The organism is Vibrio sp. La 4.2.2, from assembly GCF_027586995.1.
GTDB classification, from domain to species: Bacteria; Pseudomonadota; Gammaproteobacteria; order Enterobacterales; family Vibrionaceae; genus Vibrio; species Vibrio mediterranei.
In genome coordinates this window covers 37,977-55,618 of record NZ_JAPPTJ010000006.1, presented here as the reverse complement: position 1 = coordinate 55,618, position 17,642 = coordinate 37,977, and the positions used below count along the sequence as shown (strand labels likewise).

Annotated in this window: 16 protein-coding genes; 7 read left to right on the top strand and 9 right to left on the bottom strand. The window is 44.3% G+C overall.

What is annotated here, in order from left to right:
- Positions 1-16: 16 nt before the first annotated feature.
- Both znuB and znuC read right to left on the bottom strand, forming a co-directional pair.
- Positions 17-802: a zinc ABC transporter permease subunit ZnuB gene (gene znuB / locus OH456_RS14875; protein ID WP_107306272.1), complete on the bottom strand. Its 786-nt coding sequence runs from the start codon at positions 800-802 to the stop codon at positions 17-19.
- On the bottom strand, positions 799-1,581 hold the full coding sequence (gene znuC, locus OH456_RS14870) for a zinc ABC transporter ATP-binding protein ZnuC (RefSeq protein ID WP_006074271.1): 783 nt from the start codon (positions 1,579-1,581) through the stop codon (positions 799-801). Before znuC ends, znuB begins: the two co-directional genes overlap by 4 nt.
- Before the next feature lie 81 nt (positions 1,582-1,662).
- On the opposite strand from znuC, the gene znuA reads away from it, so the two are divergent.
- Both znuA and OH456_RS14860 read left to right on the top strand, forming a co-directional pair.
- Positions 1,663-2,550 carry a zinc ABC transporter substrate-binding protein ZnuA gene (znuA, locus tag OH456_RS14865; protein ID WP_270033751.1) on the top strand — a complete coding sequence of 296 codons (888 nt, stop codon included), beginning with the start codon at positions 1,663-1,665 and terminating at the stop codon, positions 2,548-2,550.
- Positions 2,551-2,850: 300 nt separating this feature from the next.
- Positions 2,851-6,201, top strand: a complete 3,351-nt coding sequence (locus OH456_RS14860) for an AraC family transcriptional regulator (RefSeq protein ID WP_270033750.1) — start codon at positions 2,851-2,853, stop codon at positions 6,199-6,201.
- Here the strand turns inward: OH456_RS14860 and OH456_RS14855 are convergent.
- From OH456_RS14855 to OH456_RS14845, 3 genes are read right to left on the bottom strand one after another with little or no spacing between them, the layout of a single operon-like run.
- On the bottom strand, positions 6,198-7,133 hold the full coding sequence (locus OH456_RS14855; RefSeq protein ID WP_270033749.1) for a biotin-dependent carboxyltransferase family protein: 936 nt from the start codon (positions 7,131-7,133) through the stop codon (positions 6,198-6,200). The two genes, OH456_RS14860 and OH456_RS14855, sit on opposite strands and share 4 nt — an antisense overlap.
- Positions 7,118-7,816, bottom strand: coding sequence for a 5-oxoprolinase subunit PxpB (pxpB, locus tag OH456_RS14850; RefSeq protein ID WP_252038765.1), 699 nt, complete (start codon positions 7,814-7,816; stop codon positions 7,118-7,120). The genes OH456_RS14855 and pxpB overlap by 16 nt, the downstream gene beginning before the upstream one ends.
- On the bottom strand, positions 7,813-8,553 hold the full coding sequence (locus OH456_RS14845) for a 5-oxoprolinase subunit PxpA (protein ID WP_124940713.1): 741 nt from the start codon (positions 8,551-8,553) through the stop codon (positions 7,813-7,815). The genes pxpB and OH456_RS14845 overlap by 4 nt, the downstream gene beginning before the upstream one ends.
- Positions 8,554-9,115: 562 nt before the next feature.
- Here OH456_RS14845 and OH456_RS14840 point away from each other — a divergent pair.
- Genes OH456_RS14840 through OH456_RS14830 form a run of 3 tightly spaced genes read left to right on the top strand, consistent with a single transcriptional unit; the run spans position 9,116 to position 11,840 of the window.
- A complete protein-coding gene (locus tag OH456_RS14840; protein ID WP_006074277.1) occupies positions 9,116-9,343 on the top strand; it encodes a FeoA family protein in 228 nt (75 codons plus the stop codon).
- Positions 9,343-11,613, top strand: a complete 2,271-nt coding sequence (feoB, locus tag OH456_RS14835) for a Fe(2+) transporter permease subunit FeoB (protein WP_270033748.1) — start codon at positions 9,343-9,345, stop codon at positions 11,611-11,613. Before OH456_RS14840 ends, feoB begins: the two co-directional genes overlap by 1 nt.
- Complete coding sequence (locus OH456_RS14830; RefSeq protein WP_006074279.1) at positions 11,610-11,840, top strand: FeoC-like transcriptional regulator; 231 nt, start codon at positions 11,610-11,612, stop codon at positions 11,838-11,840. The genes feoB and OH456_RS14830 overlap by 4 nt, the downstream gene beginning before the upstream one ends.
- A gap of 50 nt (positions 11,841-11,890) precedes the next feature.
- Here OH456_RS14830 and OH456_RS14825 read toward each other — a convergent pair whose 3' ends face one another.
- The 3 genes from OH456_RS14825 to argS all read right to left on the bottom strand — a co-directional run bounded on the left by OH456_RS14825 (position 11,891) and on the right by argS (position 14,836).
- Positions 11,891-12,394, bottom strand: a complete 504-nt coding sequence (locus tag OH456_RS14825) for a YqhA family protein (RefSeq protein WP_006074280.1) — start codon at positions 12,392-12,394, stop codon at positions 11,891-11,893.
- A 169-nt stretch (positions 12,395-12,563) separates the two neighbouring features.
- Positions 12,564-12,992: an HIT family protein gene (locus tag OH456_RS14820; RefSeq protein WP_038225377.1), complete on the bottom strand. Its 429-nt coding sequence runs from the start codon at positions 12,990-12,992 to the stop codon at positions 12,564-12,566.
- A 110-nt stretch (positions 12,993-13,102) separates the two neighbouring features.
- Entirely contained in the window at positions 13,103-14,836 is a 1,734-nt protein-coding gene (gene argS, locus OH456_RS14815) for an arginine--tRNA ligase (protein ID WP_006074282.1), read from the bottom strand.
- A gap of 177 nt (positions 14,837-15,013) precedes the next feature.
- Between argS and OH456_RS14810 the strand changes: the two genes are divergently transcribed.
- Both OH456_RS14810 and OH456_RS14805 read left to right on the top strand, forming a co-directional pair.
- Positions 15,014-15,616, top strand: a complete 603-nt coding sequence (locus tag OH456_RS14810) for a VOC family protein (protein ID WP_096441735.1) — start codon at positions 15,014-15,016, stop codon at positions 15,614-15,616.
- 163 nt (positions 15,617-15,779) lie between these two features.
- Positions 15,780-16,589 carry a hypothetical protein gene (locus OH456_RS14805; RefSeq protein ID WP_051647398.1) on the top strand — a complete coding sequence of 270 codons (810 nt, stop codon included), beginning with the start codon at positions 15,780-15,782 and terminating at the stop codon, positions 16,587-16,589.
- A gap of 108 nt (positions 16,590-16,697) precedes the next feature.
- Here OH456_RS14805 and purU read toward each other — a convergent pair whose 3' ends face one another.
- The gene (gene purU, locus OH456_RS14800; protein ID WP_006074285.1) at positions 16,698-17,531 is read right to left on the bottom strand and encodes a formyltetrahydrofolate deformylase; all 834 of its coding nucleotides are present in this window, start codon (positions 17,529-17,531) and stop codon (positions 16,698-16,700) included.
- Positions 17,532-17,642 lie beyond the last annotated feature (111 nt).

The following is a 17,642-nucleotide window of genomic DNA, read 5'->3' as shown; positions in this document are numbered from 1 at the left end:
TATTGTAATCTACAGATTAGGCTCTCGATGGAACCAACTGCGCCAACAAGAAAAAACTCGCGGCACTGATGACCACCGATGGGCCTGCCGGCGTGTCATAAAACCAAGATAAACTCAGACCACAAAATACTGAGATGATGCCAATAAATGAGGCGGTGATTGCCATCTGCTCTGGTGTTACGGTAAATTTTCTCGCTGTCGCAGCGGGTATGATCAATAGTGACGTCATGATTAACGCGCCAACGAACTTCATACCTATTGCGATAACTAAACCTACCATCAACATAATGATAAGACGCATTAGGTCGACATTTACGCCTTCTACTGCGGCCAGATCCTCGTTGACTGTGGTAGAGAGCAGTGGTCGCCAAAAGACAAACAGCAAGGCGCCTATGACCGCCACACCAGCATAGATATACATTAAATCAGTTGGTGATACTGCGAGCAAATCACCAAACAAATAACTCATTAAGTCTACTCGAATGTTATCCAAGAAGCTGACGGCAACCAAACCTAACGATAATGCACTGTGCGCGAGAATACCGAGCAGTGTGTCAGTGGCGACCAGTCGTTGTTTTTGCAAGGTTACTAAGATGATAGCTAATGCCATGCAACAGACCGTCAGAGCTAAATAGAGATTGATATCCAGTAGGAAACCCAATGCGAGCCCCATAAGTGAAGCATGGGCCAGTGTATCGCCAAAATAGGCCATGCGACGCCATACTACAAATGAACCAAGAGGCCCAGCAATTAAAGCAATACCTATACCTGCGACAATAGAAGGTAGTAAGAACTCAATCATGACGTATGTCCGTGGTTGTGGTGAGCACATTGTGAAGCGTTACCCTTTACAGGCTCACCGGATAAATCATGATGATGGTGGGTGTGCTGATGTTGATAAAAAGCCAGTGTCTCTTTAGTCGCACTACCAAACAGAGCGATATACGATGGGTGTTGCGTAATGGTTTGCGGGCTGCCTTGGCAGCAAATATGGTGATGCAAACAGATAACGTCGTCGGACTTTGCCATAACGAGATGCAAGTCATGAGAGACCATAAAAACCGCGCAGCCAAAACGGTGACGCAATGTATCTATGAGTTCATACAGGTCAATCTGACCTTGAACATCGACGCCTTGCGCCGGCTCATCTAAAACGAGCAGGTCAGGTCTTTGTAATAGAGCGCGAGCTAGTAAGACACGTTGATTCTCACCGCCGGACAATTGATGCATATTGCTTTTCATTAAGTGCTCTGCACCAACAAGTTTGAGTGCATCTTGTCTTTCTTGCGCGCTGTATTTTCCGGCAAGTGCAAGAAAGCGTTCCACGTTAAGTGGAAGGGTGTCATTTAATTTAAGTTTCTGAGGGACGTAACCAATTCTAAGCTTTTTGGCACGGGTTATGTTTCCCTGAAAGCGAGTTTGCAAGCCAAGTAACACTTTGACTAGTGTGGACTTACCGGCACCGTTTGGGCCAATAAGCGTTAAAATTTGGCCTTTATTTATCGTGAGGTTTATGTCGTCCAAAACCTTACGTTTACTGAACTCAACGGTTACACCGCTCAGCTTTATCAGTTCAGTCATGAATAGAACTCATTTGCAATTGCTTATTGTTATAATGTAACATTTCGAATCATCACACGCTAGTAGACAATTAGAGGGCATATGTACCGTTACATTCCGATCTTGGCACTTACTACACTGCTTCCATTTAAATCGCAAGCATTTGAAGTACTTAATAGTATAAAACCGTTCGAGATGATTTCCCATGAACTGATTCTGGATGACCAAACGGCTTCTTCGTTGTTAAGCGCAAGCGCCTCACCTCATGATTATGCCCTAAAGCCCTCTGATGTGAAAAAACTACAAAGTAGTGAACTGGTCATTTGGTTTGGTAGCGACCTAGAGAGTTTTCTTGAGAAGTCTCTTGAGGGGAAAAATAACGTGCTGGAAATTCAAACTGTTCCTGGCTTAGCGTTGAGAGAATATGGCGATGAAGATGGTCATGATCACGGTCATGAAGGACACAACCACGGTAGCTACGACCCTCACGTATGGTTAGGACCTGCACAGTCGCGACAGGTCGCAAAAGCCATTACTGCGAAATTGATAGAGCTCGATCCTAATAACGAAGCGGGTTATTTGGCAAAACTCAAAGCATTTGAGGCTAACTTAGATGCAACGGAACAGAAGATACAGCAGCAGCTCAAACCAATTCAGTCGGAAGGGTATTATGTTTTCCACGATGCTTATGGCTATTTCGAAAGTTACTTCGACTTGAACAATCTAGGTCACTTTACGGTGAGCCCAGAACGCAAGCCTGGAGCAAAAACACTGATCTCGATTAAAACCACGCTTCGCGAGCAAAATGTGAAGTGCGTTTTTGCTGAACCACAATATACACCTGCCGTGATTCAATCAGTTACTAGGGGCACCAATACCTCCATCGGAACTCTAGACCCACTGGGGACCGATATTAAAGTAGCAGATGGGAGCTATTTCACTTTTCTTGAGTCAATCTCGACCAATATCGTTGATTGCATGACTCAATAATTGATCTGTGCCAGATTAATCCTACTTGATACTTGAGGTGTTGGTCGTTTTCTGAATTCTGCTGATGAGGACCATCACCTTTAGCGTGATCCAACAATCATTTATATGAGTGAAGTCACACAATTACTTTCCCTGACTAAGTAAATCTATTAAATTATCGATAATTATCGACGCAAATTAACTAGGTTTATTTTGACCCATTGCTTTCATTACTCGTCTACGAATGTCTTACCGCTACCTTATAAAAGCGGTGGAAGCAGGGTTTTTTCATCTTACTTGTTTTGCTTTATAGCAAAACTATTGAGCTTAGCTGCGCTGGCGATTTATTCCATCACTACGTTTGCCGTCGAATTACCGCCAATATTCTACCCACTCACTCTGCAAACCGAAGGAAAGTTTCTTGCTGCGAAACAGCTTTTCCCTGGAGAAGAGGGAGGGTTATGGTCTATTGATGTGCATGATAAAGTGCGATTTTTCGATGGTTCTCGTTTTGTTGAGCTCAATGGTGCGTCCTTCGATAGTCGCACCGTTACATTTGCAGATGGCCGGTTTTGGTATGCCAGAGGTAATCAGCTATTGACTCGTTACCCGCTGGGTAAAGAGCAAGTGGCCTATCAAGTAGAAATCACTGGTAGCATAAAACGTATTGGTCATAGTGGACCGCGAGTTTGGTTTGCCGATCAAAAACACCTTTACGTTCAGGATATAAATTCACAAAACTTTTCTCAAGTCGACCTAGCTATCTTTGAACGGTTCTACAGCGGTTCAAATATTGATATACGTGCCGTTTTGAAAGTTGATGGGACTTGGTTTTTAGGGACAAATGTAGGTGTGTTTAAGTGGCAAGACCAAGCCTTGAGTCAACTCAAGACTAGCCATAGAGGCATGGTTACCGAATTATTCTATTCGTCCTCAACACGCCAGCTTTTGATAGGGTATAGTACAGGCGTGGAGCAGTTTTCCTTGGTAAACCAAGAGTCACACTACTATTTACTGAATCGCGCCCATGTACTGACACTCCAAGAATCTACTCAATACTTCTGGGTTGGAACGGAGCATGGTTTGTTCCTAATTGATAAAGCAACCTATCGCGCCGAACGTGTAGAACACAACATTAATGACAAGTACAGCTTATCTGGTGAAAAGATATATTCGCTAGTATCAGACAAAATGGATGGGATGTGGATCGCCACCGATAATGGCATGCGCTATTTCTCGGAATATGGTGATCTATTTCGTCGTTTTACGGTGTCGTTAGAAGATGAACTACAGCGCGTAGAGGTGAAATTGGAAGTCGTAGCAAACCCATTGGGAGGCTACTGGGTTATTACGCCATCTGCACTCTACTCAATAGATCGCAAGGGAATCTCAACACTGGTATTTTGGGGGCGTGTTTCATCACTGACCCAACAAGACAAACAATTATGGTTAGCGACTGATAGAGGACTGTTGCAACTCGATCTCGCCAAATATCGTGTCACGGCTATTCGACAAGATATTGATAGCATCCCAACACACGTTGATCACTTGGCGATAGGGTCAGGTAATAGCCTGTGGTTGAGTGATGGACTAAGGTTGATGAGCGTAAACACAGTGACTAAAAAAGTCACAGACTTTGGTGATGAGTGGGTGGTGAGCAAGCACTTACCTGCAAAGATCACTGAAATCGAAGTTGTTAATCCAGAACTCACCGTTGTTGGGACAGACCACGGACTGTATCTGATTGAAAATGGCAAAAGTCACTTTATTAAGCAGAGTGAGCCCTTTGGCAGCGTTATCGAAATATCCTCCTCTGATGAGCAGATTTGGGTGGCGAGTGGCTATGGAGCCTTTTCGTTATCACTACCTAGTCGAGCCTTTAGGACCCTTCCTCTATTTCACGACAACATTCGTCCAGTATGTATTACGCAAGCGGATGAGCGTGTTTGGCTCGTGACATCAGCGGGGATTTCTGCCTATTCCACCTCAGGAGATATCACGAAACATTTTAGTGCGCCTTATGGGCTAATCAATAATGAGTTTATCAATGGCAGTTGTAGTTACAGTCAAAAAAGTGATGAAGTGATAGTAGGTTCACGCTACGGTATTGTCGAGTTCAGTTCGAAAGCACTACTTGATGCACAGCTGCCTTTGCCAGAAGTACTAGTGTCGAAGGTATCGATCAATAACCAACCCATTCACCTTGGTGGTGTAGCAGGATTAACACCTAAAGTGGAGTTTGGTGATTCAATTGCTTTGCAGTTAGGTTTATGGCCTTTTGCGCAAGGGAATAACTTGGTCTATCGAATCGGTGATTCTAATTGGCAGCAATTGCAGGGACAGCAGTTAAACATTGATAAGCCAAAGCCGGGCAAGCAGCATATCGAAATTGCAATATCAGGCGAGCAAGATAGTCCGAGGACCAAAGTGTTCGAGTTCTATGTACTCACACCTTGGTATATGACCGGGTGGTTTTATACCCTTCTTGGTATAAGTTTTGTTTGTGCAACGGCGATGTTTATCTACTGGCGTTCACGTCGAATACAAGCAATGAATACCGTGCTAAAAACACAAGTCGCGTTGAAGACGGAACAATTGCAACATCAAAGTCGAGTTCTGGTGGGGAATAATCAACAACTTAGAAAGGCATTTAATATACGTCACCAAGTGCTCAGAGAACTCACTGAGCAGGCGATCAGTCACTCTAAACAGTTTAAGCTAGAAAATTCCAGTTTCTCTCACAAAAGCAGTGAAGCGAGTGAAAGTCTAAAAAGTGTTCGTGCTGTGTTTGAGGATAGCAATCAAAAGCCAATGTTATGCTCGGTGACGCGGATCCTAAAGTTCACGCTGGCGGCGTGGCAGAAAGAGTTAGACAGCTATGGCATCAATGTTGAGCTGGTTAATCACGCCAGTCGCGATATTGTGTTAGTAGATAGTTGTGACTTAGACATCATATTTAATTCGATACTTGCTAACGCAATGAGACGTTTGGTTCGTGGGCAAGTCATACGTATTACTCTGGATGATGACCAAGCGAAGCTGAGCGTTTGCTTTGAAGATAGTGGTTTACCACTCCCTAACTTTAGCGAAAGTAATGCAACTCAATTGGATACGATGGCCGTTAATCAGTTGGATTTCAGTCCAAGTAGTCTTCCTTTCCATATACATCACTCTGGTGGCGAGTTGAAACCTGTAGAGCGAAACGGTCGAAATCGAATTACCATGCGCTGGACTCTGTCAGGTGAGCAGTCAACTACGGGACCGGCAGAGGAGAAGGCTCGCTCTTTACTGAATCCAGAGACGGAAACCTCATCGGTTGAAGTAAAAACCGACAAGTATGAAAGTTGGAAACGCCAAGTGACTCAGTTGGTGTCAGTACACTTCAATGACCCTGATTTTAGTACCGCTACGGCGTCTAAATCTTTGTTTATCTCCGAGCGCAGTTTTCAGCGTCGTTTTAAGTCACTTTTTGGTGCGACATTTACCGACTATCTAACGGATGTGAGAATGGAAAAAGCGTGTGAGATGTTGTTACAAGGAGAAAAAGTGGCTGACGTGGCGTTTGCTTGTGGTTTCAACGATCCGTCATATTTCTCGCAACGCTTCAAACTCTATTTCGGTTTGCCGCCCTCGAAGTTTGCTGCCATGGATATAGAAGAAATGAGCGATTAGAGTTCAAAGTACTGATAAAAGGCTCGTTGCTTATGACGTTCGACTTCAAGGTTAGTCAGGTGGAACTCAATGTGGTCGCCAGGTCTTAACTGTGCAAGCCTCGCCAAGTCTCTGAAAGCGACGGTGCCAAGTTTTTTGTAGCCACCTAACGTTTGTCTATCTTGCAGTAGTATAATTGGCATCCCGTCTGGCGGGAGTTGAACAGCTCCGCAAACAATACCTTCTGAGATCATCGAACCAACAGCAGGTAAAGCCGTACTGGTTGATCCGTTTTCGAGTCTGATACCCATGCGATTGCTATTGGCTGAAATTCGATATTGCGATGTCAGTATTTCATTGGTCACCTGCGATGATAATTGATGGTATTGAAAAGTGGGGATGAGCCTGAGTCGATAACTGGATGCATAACGTGGAATTGCCGAATTTGGCATCTTGATGGGGTTGGTATGAGCTTTATCCGTAATGGTCAATATATCTCCCATAGCGAGTGGTTTTCCTTCTCCTAGTCCTCCTATTTGGTTTCTTTCAACCGTTGCGACGCTATGCAGAAAAGAAGGAATTTGGAAATTTCCTTTGACCGAGAAATACGTTCTTAGTCCTTGTCTGGGCGTGGATAGGTGTAGTTCTTCGCCATCATGCAAGCGAAAGGCTTGCCACTGAGGCAAGGCAATACCGCGAGTAGCGTTAATTGCGCGACAATCAGCTCCGGTAAGAACAGCGTCGATATCGCCGACTGCACGCAGCTTTATCCGCCCAAGCAGTATTTCGATGCTGGCGTTGGTAGGCGGGTTACCTAACAGTTTTTGGCCCCAGCAATGGGCGTGTAGATCACTGACTCCACCCGGACTTAACCCAAATTGCCCGCAATGGTGGCGTCCAAGATCTTGAATAGTTGCATGATGTCCTTGATTGAGCACTACCAATTTGGGCATATCTTGCCTCCAAGACTTATGAACTCTTGCTTGTCTATTGCTTCGAATCGAACGTTATTTCCCACCTTCAACTTGCTGTCTTGTGGCTTCTGAGGGTTATAAAGTTCAATAGGACAATTACCGATGATTTGCCATCCGCCAGGCGTATCTTGAGGATAAACCGCCGTTTGATTATTAGCGATACCGATACTTCCTTTTGGAACAAAGTGTCGCGGTGTGACCAGTCTGGGAACTTGGATGGCTTCTGACACCTGAGCTAGAAAAGCAAACCCTGGAGCGAAGCCGATAGCGCAAACGGTATAAAGTGTCTGGCTGTGTATTTCAATAATACGCTCAATTGCAAGAGATAAGTCACGAGACATGCTGTCTAATTCTGGGCCTACCTCTGGGGCGTAGTAGGCTGGTAAAACCGTAATTGATGACGGTGTGGACAGACTGGTTTCGATTACCTTAATGTCTGTGATGAACTGTCGAAGCTGCTGCTCATCCACTCTCAAAGGATGATATTCCACCAATAAGCTGGTGTAGGAAGGGGTGAGGTTGAGTATACCTTCCCCAAACTGTTGCTCTATCCGGTCACAGAACTGACCAATAGCATTTGGTAAAGAGAGTTCAATTTCATCGCCAAAGTACACCATAAGTGCTGACTCAGATACCGCAATGATGCGTAAGTTGGTATTCATGATAAGACCTGAGCGTCAATAAGTGAGCGGATTGCTTTGGCGACTCGAATTGACGCCTCATTATCTCCATGCACACAAAGTGTCTCGGCATCTAACTTCAACGTCTTATTGTCAATGGTTTGTACAGAATGTTGTGAGATTAGGGATGAGGCTTGCCCAAGAATATCGGTTTCAGAGTGAAGCACTGCTCCTTCTAGATTTCGCGGTGCCAGTAAGCCAGAGGTTTGGTAGCGCCTATCAACAAACGCTTCGAATATTAATGATGCTCCACATTGACTCGCCATTTCGGAGTGGGTCATGGCACGATTTGTTGCCAGTAGCATAAGAGGTAAATTCAAAGAGGCTGACACCGTCAACATACATTTCAAAATATCATCGGACTGCATCATATCGTTATATAACGCGCCGTGTGGCTTAAAATAACTTACATGACTGCCTTGATATTCTGTCAGTGCTTTAAGAGCGCCAATCTGATAAATCACGGAGTGAATGAGGGCATTTCGTGTCATTGGTATCGAGCGCCGCCCAAATCCCTCTTTATCGGCATACCCAGGATGGGCACCAATTGTAACCTGATGTGTGACACAGAGTTCGATAGTCTTAATCATGTTGTCAGGATCAGAGGCATGAAAGCCACAGGCAATGTTAGCCATATCAAGCAGTGGGATTAAGGAGGCATCTTGTCCCATTTGCCAAGGGCCGAAACTTTCACCAACATCTCCGTTAAGTTTAAACATAGTGTCCAATTCCATTTGACCATCTATTACTGAGTATGGGGAATAGGTTAATTGTTTACAAATCAGAAAAGTAGACGTGAGAAGGAAGTTTGAGAGACGAGTAAGAAAAAAAATTCGCGGCATAGCCGGGGGACCATACCGCGGGTGCCAATGACACCTTCGCTTGCTGCCGGAGTGATGCGGTTACCCACATCACCTCTGGAATTTCGATTAACAGGAGCAGGTTTGCTCTGTTGGGATTTACTATAAGCAGTTCCACTTATTTTCCTTATAAAAAAAACGGCAACTTATTATGAGTATTACGCCATTGTTTTATGTTTAGTGTAAAGTGTTGATATTTAGTGATTTTATTTTTATTTATCTTTTTTGCTAGTCATCTTCTCGTCATGAAAGTTGGGTTTGTTTTCGGAAATTGACGTAATTGACGGAAACATTTTGACAAATATTGCAGTTGCGTTGGCGCTAAAATTGATTTAGCGCAATGCGAAACCTTAGTTTTTAAATATAAAATTATTGTTAATGTTAATATTTCTCATTACCAATCATAGTTTGGGTGGATTTAATGAAACTTGCTGATTTGAATATCGGAAGCAGTGGAAAAATCACTGCACTGACAGGACTATCGAATGATGTCCGTAAAAAACTGATGGTAATGGGATTATTACCTAATACCGAAGTTAAAGTTATTCGTCGAGCTCCAATGGGTGACCCTCTGCAAATTGAGGTTCGTGGCGTCTCTTTGGCTGTTCGCAATAACATAGCGCAAGCGATAGAAGTGGAGTCAGTGTAATGAACTACACCATTCTGACAGTCGGTAACCCAAACAGCGGTAAAACGACCTTATTCAATGGACTTACAGGTGCTAAGCAACAAGTTGGTAACTGGGCTGGTGTCACGGTAGAAAAGAAAACTGGTCAATATCATCACGCGGGTGATGACTTTCAACTTACAGATTTGCCGGGGATCTACGCGTTAGATAGTGGCAATGATGGTAACAGTATTGATGAATCGATAGCTTCTCGCGCTGTCCTGACTCATCCTGCTGATCTTATCATTAACGTTGTTGATGCTACCAGTTTAGAACGCAGCTTGTATATGACGCTCCAGCTACGTGAGCTGGGTCGCCCTATGGTAGTTGTACTTAACAAAATGGATGCGTTGAAGCGTGAACGAGTAAAATTAGATATTGCCGGGCTTGAGAAAGCGCTTGGCTGTCCAGTGATGACATTATCTGCGACGGATAAAGACCAAGTCAGAAACCTAAAAGAACGTCTACACAAAACCGTTGTTCAAGGTCTTACTCTTGACGCGCTTGCCATTAATTATGGTGCAGAGATGGAACAGGCTATTGCGAAAGTGGAACCTGTTTTTGCTGGAGAAACGGTTAATTCGCGAGCACTAGCGATTCGTGCATTGGAAAAAGATGTGATGGTGTTGAACTCATTGACATCAGAGCAGCGTGACGACATTGAACTGGCTGGCAAGCAAACTCAACTTGATATCGATCTACAGGTTGCTGATACCAGATACACATTCCTGCATGAACAATGTAAGAAACTTCGCCGTAGTGAAGGTAAGCTAAGCCGCAGCTTCACTGAAAAAGTAGACGCACTTATTCTGAACAAATGGGTGGGTGTGCCATTCTTCTTTGTGGTGATGTACCTAATGTTTATGTTCTCCATTAACATTGGTAGCGCATTTATCGACTTCTTTGACATTGGTGTCGGTGCGTTGCTGGTTGATGGTGGACACTATCTACTGGATGGACACTTACCTGTTTGGCTTGTAACGCTTATTGCTGACGGTGTCGGTGGTGGTATTCAAACGGTAGCTACCTTTATCCCAGTGATTGCAGCTCTGTACCTTTTCTTGGCCGTTCTTGAGAGCTCTGGTTACATGTCTCGTGCCGCGTTCGTGCTAGATAAAGTCATGCAAAAAATCGGTCTACCGGGCAAAGCATTCGTCCCACTGGTTTTAGGTTTTGGCTGTAACGTGCCTTCCATTATGGCAACACGTACCCTAGATCAAGAGCGTGAGCGCAAACTCGCCGCATCCATGGCACCATTTATGTCGTGTGGTGCCCGCCTTCCTGTGTATGCCTTGTTTGCAGCGGCTTTCTTCCCGGAAAGCGGTCAAAATGTGGTATTCGCTTTGTACATCCTTGGTATTGTCGCGGCAGTGTTTACAGGTTTAGTACTTAAGCACACCATCTACCCAGGCTCGAGTGATAGCTTAGTTATGGAAATGCCAGACTATGAGCTGCCAACCTTCCAAAACGTCATGATCAAAACATGGCAGAAACTGAAGCGCTTTGTATTGGGTGCAGGTAAAACTATCGTAGTAGTTGTGACTATCTTGAGCTTCCTAAATTCTGTTGGTACAGACGGCTCATTCGGTAATGAAGATAGCGAAAACTCAGTACTGTCGAAAGCAGCTCAAGTGGTTACTCCAGTCTTTGCACCTATGGGTGTACAGCAAGATAACTGGCCAGCAACGGTGGGTATTATCACTGGTATTTTTGCGAAGGAAGCGGTCGTTGGTACACTCAATAGCCTTTACACTTCGAGTGAAGGTGAAGAAAGTGAATATGATTTGATGGGCAGCCTACAAGAAGCGGTTGAATCTATTCCGGCGAATCTAGCTGGTCTTAGCTACTCAGATCCTCTAGGTGTCGATGTTGGTGACCTTACTGATTCCTCTGCCGTAGCTGAAGAGCAGGCCGTAGATACATCAATTTTTGGTAACCTAAAAGGCTACTTTGTCACTGGCAATGCAGCGTTTGCTTACTTGATCTTTATCTTGCTTTACACACCATGTGTTGCAGCAATGGGTGCTTACGTTAAAGAGTTCGGTCAAAAATACGCACGCTTTATTGCGGTGTGGACAATGGGTCTAGCCTACGGAAGTGCAACGCTGTACTACCAGGTTACTCATTTCACGGCTCATCCTATGACCAGTGCTGCTTGGATCGCTGCCATTCTGTTAGTGTGTGTACTGGTGTTCAAGCTACTGCAAAGCGAAGGCCGAAAACAGAGTGCACTAGAGGCGCAAACTGCATGATTCTTACAGAGTTAAAATCATTCATTGAAATGCATCCTGGCGCGAGTCGTCAGGAGATTGCTAAGAAGTTCTCACTCAGTGAAGATGGTGTTGATGCGATGTTGTCCGTATGGATTCGTAAGGGCACAGTATCACGCATGCTTGATACCAATAAATCCGATCAAGTGACGCGTGTGCGTTATGCCATGAATCGTAACGATGGTTTATCGATTACCGTTACTATGTAAAACGTGATTGAGTCATTATATAAATAGCCGCCCAATTAGGGCGGCTTTTTTTATTTATGTTGATTGAGACCTAATAACTTGAGGCCACCACTTAGCAAAACAATTGCACTTGGCAAGACCAGCATTTCCCACTGAAGTTGGTTAAAGTTGATCAACACCAGTTCAAGAAACTTGACGAAGAGGATGATGATAATGACCTCGGCCAGTTTGTTTTTTAAGTGACCGATGTTTGGTGTTTTAATCCAGCTCAGAGTTGAATCTGTCTCTTCGGAGGTTTTATTCTTGATAAATAAGGTGTACACCCCATGTGAAAAAATAAACAGCACTAAAGCGACTAAGAAGGTATCCAAAGATTTAATAAGGTAGCTGATGGCTATATCTGCGCGGTCTAGGTGCAGTAACTCGGAAGGTGGCTCGGCGTTCAACAAGAACACACCAAACGCATTGTAAGTCTTTGTGGCACCAATTAGGAACAATAAGACAGAGCCAGCCATAGAGCCAATGATGGCAATCCAGCTGACATAACGGAATTGAACTAATAATCTTTTGGTCATGACTTGCTCCTATATTTCAATGGGGCAAGTTTATAGAGAAATTGGATTCGTTATAATAATAGGATTTTTTTAAAGATTATTACGAATACGTAATAGTACCCAAGATCTTTATTCGAGCGGAGATCTTGGGTAGGTAGGCCAACGGTCACTCGCTGTTAAAAGGGCGACATTAACCGCGTGTAAACAAGCTGCTTAAGGAAAGGACATTACCGATGCGTGTCATGATGTCCGCTTGTTCTTCATCGCTGCGTTGCTCGCCTTTGGTATTGCCCCATACAGGACCTGGCCACGCGATGTCGTCTTTGAATCGAGCAATATGATGGATATGCAGTTGCGGCACCATATTTCCTAATGCGCCAAGGTTGAGCTTGTCAGGTCGAAAAGTCGCTTCGAGTGCTTGAGCGACGGCTTGAGACTCTAGCAAAAATTGCTGCTGCTCCTTCATTGGTAAGTGATGAAGTTCTTTTAAGTTTTCACGCTTCGGAACCAAGATTACCCAAGGAACTGCACTGTCCTTGCTCAGGAGGGCAACGCAAAGTGGAAAGTGACCGATGACAGTAGTGTCTTTGGCGAGTTGAGGGTGCAGTTCAAAGCTCATGGTGTTAATTCCGTTGTCATAATGAGGGACTTAGTATACGTCAGATAAAACAAAAGGTTGACGCTTTCACGTCAACCTTTGTGTATTCATTACCATTTACGGAGTGGTAATTACATGCGTTCTAGCGTTTCGATACCAAGCAGTTCTAGACCTTGCTGGATAGTCTTCGCTGTTAATGCCGCGAGTTTTAGGCGGCTTTGCTTAACGCTTTCATCTTCAGCAATAAGAATTGGACATGCTTCGTAGAAGCTAGAGAATTGACCAGCAAGCTCAAATAAGTAGCTACACATAATGTGAGGCTGACCTTCACGAGCAACAGATTGCACGGCTTCCTCGAATTGCAGTAGTTTAGCAACTAACGCTTTCTCTTTCTCATCAGTGATCTTAATGTCACCAGAAAGCTCGTCCATTGATACGCCAGCTTTTGCAAAGATAGATGCTACACGAGTGTAAGCGTACTGCATGTAAGGAGCAGTGTTACCTTCAAACGCTAGCATGTTGTCCCAATCAAACACGTAGTCTGTAGTACGGTGCTTAGAAAGGTCAGCATACTTAACCGCTGCCATTGCTACCGTGTTAGCGATATTTGCTTTCTCTTCAGCATCTAGCTCTGGGTTTTTCGACTCGATTAACGCTGTAGCGCGCTCTACTGCTTCGTCTAGAAGATCAGCAAGGCGAACCGTACCGCCTGCGCGAGTCTTGAACGGACGACCATCTTTACCTAGCATCATACCAAATGCATGGTGCTCAAGGCTGGTTGATTCTGGTACATAACCTGCCTTGCGAACGATAGTCCAAGCTTGCTGTAGGTGTTGGTGCTGACGTGAATCGATGAAGTAAAGAACGCGGTCTGCACCAAGCTTCTCGTAGCGATATTTCGCACAAGCGATGTCAGTCGTGGTGTATAGGAAGCCACCATCACGTTTTTGGATGATAACACCCATTGGCTCACCATCTTTATTTTTGTATTCATCAAGGAATACCACTTGTGCGCCGTCATCTTCAACCGCAAGACCTTTCTCTTTCAGGTCTTGAACAATGCCAGGCAGCATGTCGTTATACATACTTTCACCCATCACATCGTCACGCGTTAACGATACATTTAGGCGATCGTAGTTGCGTTGGTTCTGGATCATAGTAACGTCAACAAGCTTCTTCCACATTTCAGCGCAGAACTCATCGCCACCTTGCAGTTTCACTACGTAGCCACGTGCGCGCTCTGCAAATTCAGCATCTTCGTCATACAGCTTTTTAGATTCGCGGTAGAAAGCTTCAAGGTCAGAGAGTTCCATTGAAACTTCACCAGACTCTTGTTGAACACGCTCTAGGTTAGCGATAAGCATACCGAACTGAGTACCCCAGTCACCGATGTGGTTAGCACGGATAACGTTATGACCCAAAAACTCTAGAGTACGAACAACCGCATCACCGATGATGGTTGAACGAAGGTGACCAACGTGCATTTCTTTTGCTACGTTTGGTGCAGAGTAGTCAGCAACGATGGTTTGTTGCTCTTGAGAAGCCACACCTAGGCGTGCATCCGTCAGTGCTTCGTCAGCTTGCTTTGCAAGAAATTCTTCGCTTAGGAAGATGTTAATAAAGCCAGGACCAGCAATTTCAGTTTTGCTTGCAATTCCATCTAGGTCCAAAACGTCCAGAACTTTCTGTGCGAATTCTCGTGGATTTGTACCCAATTTCTTAGCAACGCCCATTACGCCATTTGCTTGGTAGTCACCAAACTGTGGTTTCGCAGATTGGCGAACAGCAGCAGGACTGCCTGCAGGTGCGCCAGCGGCTTCTAGAGCCTGAGATACTTTGTCGTTGATCAGTGCTTGGATATTCACACGCGTTTCCTTCAATTCTTGGAATTGGATTTCATGTTGTTCATGAAACTGTGGCAATTTGGCGCACATAATAGCAACTTTAACGCCAGTGACCTAGAGGGGAAGTTTGTATTTTTTCTGATTCTGGCCGAATCCTGCTACTATCTGGCGTTTGAAGTACAAAATGAGCGCTAAAAAATGGAACAAACCCTGCTACAAAAAGGTCTAGTACCTTCTCAAATGTTGAGTGAAACTGATGCCTTTCTCGATAAAGTTCAGGCATTATGCAGCAAGTTATCTATAGATTTAGCAGATTACCAAGCCGATCATATTGCTTTGCGAATCAATGATTCGGACGTGGCGAAAGCGGCTCATACCGCGTGGCTAGAATATGGCAAGGTCATTTCTGAGGCGAACATAAACGGTCGTCCAATTATCGTTTTGCAATTTGACCAAGCAATAACAAGTCGTGGTTGGTCGATTGAATGTCTGGAATTGCCTTATCCAGCAATAGGGAAGACACACCCTATTGAACACTGGGAGCACGTTGAGTTCGTTGTGCCTTCAAAGGCAACAACAGCGGACGAATATTTAGCTGATTTATGTATCATTTTTCCAGCGTTGGCTCATCGTTTGGAGCAGTTGGATGCTCTTAACATTAAAATGAAGCTATCCAGTCCAAAAGGGGAAGGAGAGCGCTTAGCTAACCCGACGGTGGCATTTAAGCACGATAACATCTGCGTCAAACTTCATCCGCATAGCCTAAAAAACATTGTTGCTTCTGAGCAAGCCGATATCTAGAGTAAAATGGTGTGAGTTATAGTTATTCGGGTAATGACATTAAGTGAAATATCATTACCTGAATAAGGGCTAACTTCACAAAGCCTCGACAGGCTCTTACCGATCAATTTATCGTCAACGACTAAACTTGTAGCTGTAAACCTAGTCTGTAAGGAAACGGCAAGTGATAACAGCTACGATAAATAAATGGGGAGTAGTGCTGCTCCTATCAAGCACCTCTTTTCTAACCTCCGCCGCTGGTTTTGATATTGATAATCCCACCTGTGAAACCAGCACGAGTCGACAAGTCTCTAACGGTCGCCTCGATCTCAATCTACATTTTTGCAATCAATTAGTTCTTGATGATGGTAAAAAAGCACCATGGAGCAAATCTTACATAGCTCCTTATGAGCGCGCGGCTAAGCGATGGCTTGAAGTGCTTACCGCCGTCGATGGCGCTGACAAACATACACTAGACATTAACTTCTATGTGGTACCGCTCGAAGATGCCAATGGCATGGCGGGGCCTGAAGATGAAATTGATATCAGTTGGCGTCTGATTCCTACAAAAGGGTCGGTCTTTATCGGCAGCCATACCTATGAGCCTGGATTTGATCAAGTTGAATTCAACGCCAATATTCTGCACGAAATGGGTCATGTGTTCGGGGTGGGGGCGTATTCTACAGACTATACGCGTCATGACGGACAACTGGGTAAAGTGTTTTTAGTCAATGATAGCCAAGCGGTGAAACGGTTTAATCGACAATATCAGGTAAACTATCGCGAACTGCCAATAAGTGACGATGGTGGCCATTTATATGACTCAAAGTGGAGTGAAGACAAAAAGCGCTACGATAAAAACGGCGTTCCAGTACCAGACATGAGTCAAGAGTTGATGGCAAATGGTACTTTGATTGGACCAGTGACATTAGGTCTATTAGATGACTTGGGCTATCAGGTGGACTATTCGAAAGGGGATCGTTACTCAAATTAACGCTAGTTCCTGAATAAACCGAGTCTGCGTCTATCTGATTAGAGTTAGCGAAAGTCACTCGCTACCATTGCTCAATGATGATTCAACCATGGTAGCGAGTTATAAAGGCTACAGAATGACGGTCTTGTTGCCGTAAACAAACACATGGTCATTAATGACCTTGTTTAACGCTTTGGAAAGTACGTTTTTCTCAACATCTCGTCCAGCTTGAGCCATGTCTGCGGCACTAAAGTTGTGATCCACTGGGATAACGTCTTGTTTGATGATTGGGCCTTCATCCAGATCATTGGTGACGAAATGGGCTGTCGCGCCGATAATCTTCACGCCGCGATCATACGCTTGCTGGTATGGTTTAGCGCCGATAAATGCAGGCAAGAAACTGTGGTGAATGTTGATGATTTTATGATGATATTGTTCCACGAACGTTGGCGTTAGAACGCGCATATATTTTGCCAGCACCAAATAATCGGCCTCATATTGGTCGATCACTTCCAACATTTTCGTTTCATGCTCCTCTCGGCTTAGTCCGTCATGAGAAACGCAGTGGTATGGGATATCAAACTTCTCGGTTAGTCCTTGAAGTATATCGTAATTACCGATGACTGCGGCGATCTCTACATCTAGACTACCATCAAAGTTTTTCATCAGGATATCACCTAGGCAGTGCGCTTCTTTGGTGACCAGAATAACGATGCGCTTACGTGATGAATCGACTAACTTACGTTTTGTGCCTTGTGGGAGTGCTTGGTCTAAATCCGCTAAAAAGGTTTCATCGTTGAAGTAACCTTCCAACTCAGTGCGCATAAAGAAGTGACCACTGGTGTTATCTACAAATTCATTGTTGTGAATAATGTTCAGCTGGTGCTTGTAACAAATGTTGGTGATTTTTGAAATGAGACCAGGCGCATCGTTGCAATGCGTCAATAACGTTTTCTTTTCCATGATTTACTGCTTCCGTGAAATTTAAACTTTGACCTCTTCGTTATTCTGAAACTCGATATTTATGGTCCGGAAGGAGCACAACATATTGATGTGAATCTAAATTTACGAATT

What these genes read in the sequence shown, in the direction of transcription:
- znuB (WP_107306272.1), bottom strand. Translation starts at nt 802, where the DNA reads ATGATTGAGTTCTTACTACCTTCTATTGTCGCAGGTATAGGTATTGCT.
- znuC (WP_006074271.1), bottom strand. Translation starts at nt 1,581, where the DNA reads ATGACTGAACTGATAAAGCTGAGCGGTGTAACCGTTGAGTTCAGTAAA.
- znuA (WP_270033751.1), top strand. Translation starts at nt 1,663, where the DNA reads ATGTACCGTTACATTCCGATCTTGGCACTTACTACACTGCTTCCATTT.
- OH456_RS14855 (WP_270033749.1), bottom strand. Translation starts at nt 7,133, where the DNA reads ATGCCCAAATTGGTAGTGCTCAATCAAGGACATCATGCAACTATTCAA.
- pxpB (WP_252038765.1), bottom strand. Translation starts at nt 7,816, where the DNA reads ATGAATACCAACTTACGCATCATTGCGGTATCTGAGTCAGCACTTATG.
- OH456_RS14845 (WP_124940713.1), bottom strand. Translation starts at nt 8,553, where the DNA reads ATGTTTAAACTTAACGGAGATGTTGGTGAAAGTTTCGGCCCTTGGCAA.
- OH456_RS14840 (WP_006074277.1), top strand. Translation starts at nt 9,116, where the DNA reads ATGAAACTTGCTGATTTGAATATCGGAAGCAGTGGAAAAATCACTGCA.
- feoB (WP_270033748.1), top strand. Translation starts at nt 9,343, where the DNA reads ATGAACTACACCATTCTGACAGTCGGTAACCCAAACAGCGGTAAAACG.
- OH456_RS14830 (WP_006074279.1), top strand. Translation starts at nt 11,610, where the DNA reads ATGATTCTTACAGAGTTAAAATCATTCATTGAAATGCATCCTGGCGCG.
- OH456_RS14825 (WP_006074280.1), bottom strand. Translation starts at nt 12,394, where the DNA reads ATGACCAAAAGATTATTAGTTCAATTCCGTTATGTCAGCTGGATTGCC.
- OH456_RS14820 (WP_038225377.1), bottom strand. Translation starts at nt 12,992, where the DNA reads ATGAGCTTTGAACTGCACCCTCAACTCGCCAAAGACACTACTGTCATC.
- OH456_RS14810 (WP_096441735.1), top strand. Translation starts at nt 15,014, where the DNA reads ATGGAACAAACCCTGCTACAAAAAGGTCTAGTACCTTCTCAAATGTTG.
- purU (WP_006074285.1), bottom strand. Translation starts at nt 17,531, where the DNA reads ATGGAAAAGAAAACGTTATTGACGCATTGCAACGATGCGCCTGGTCTC.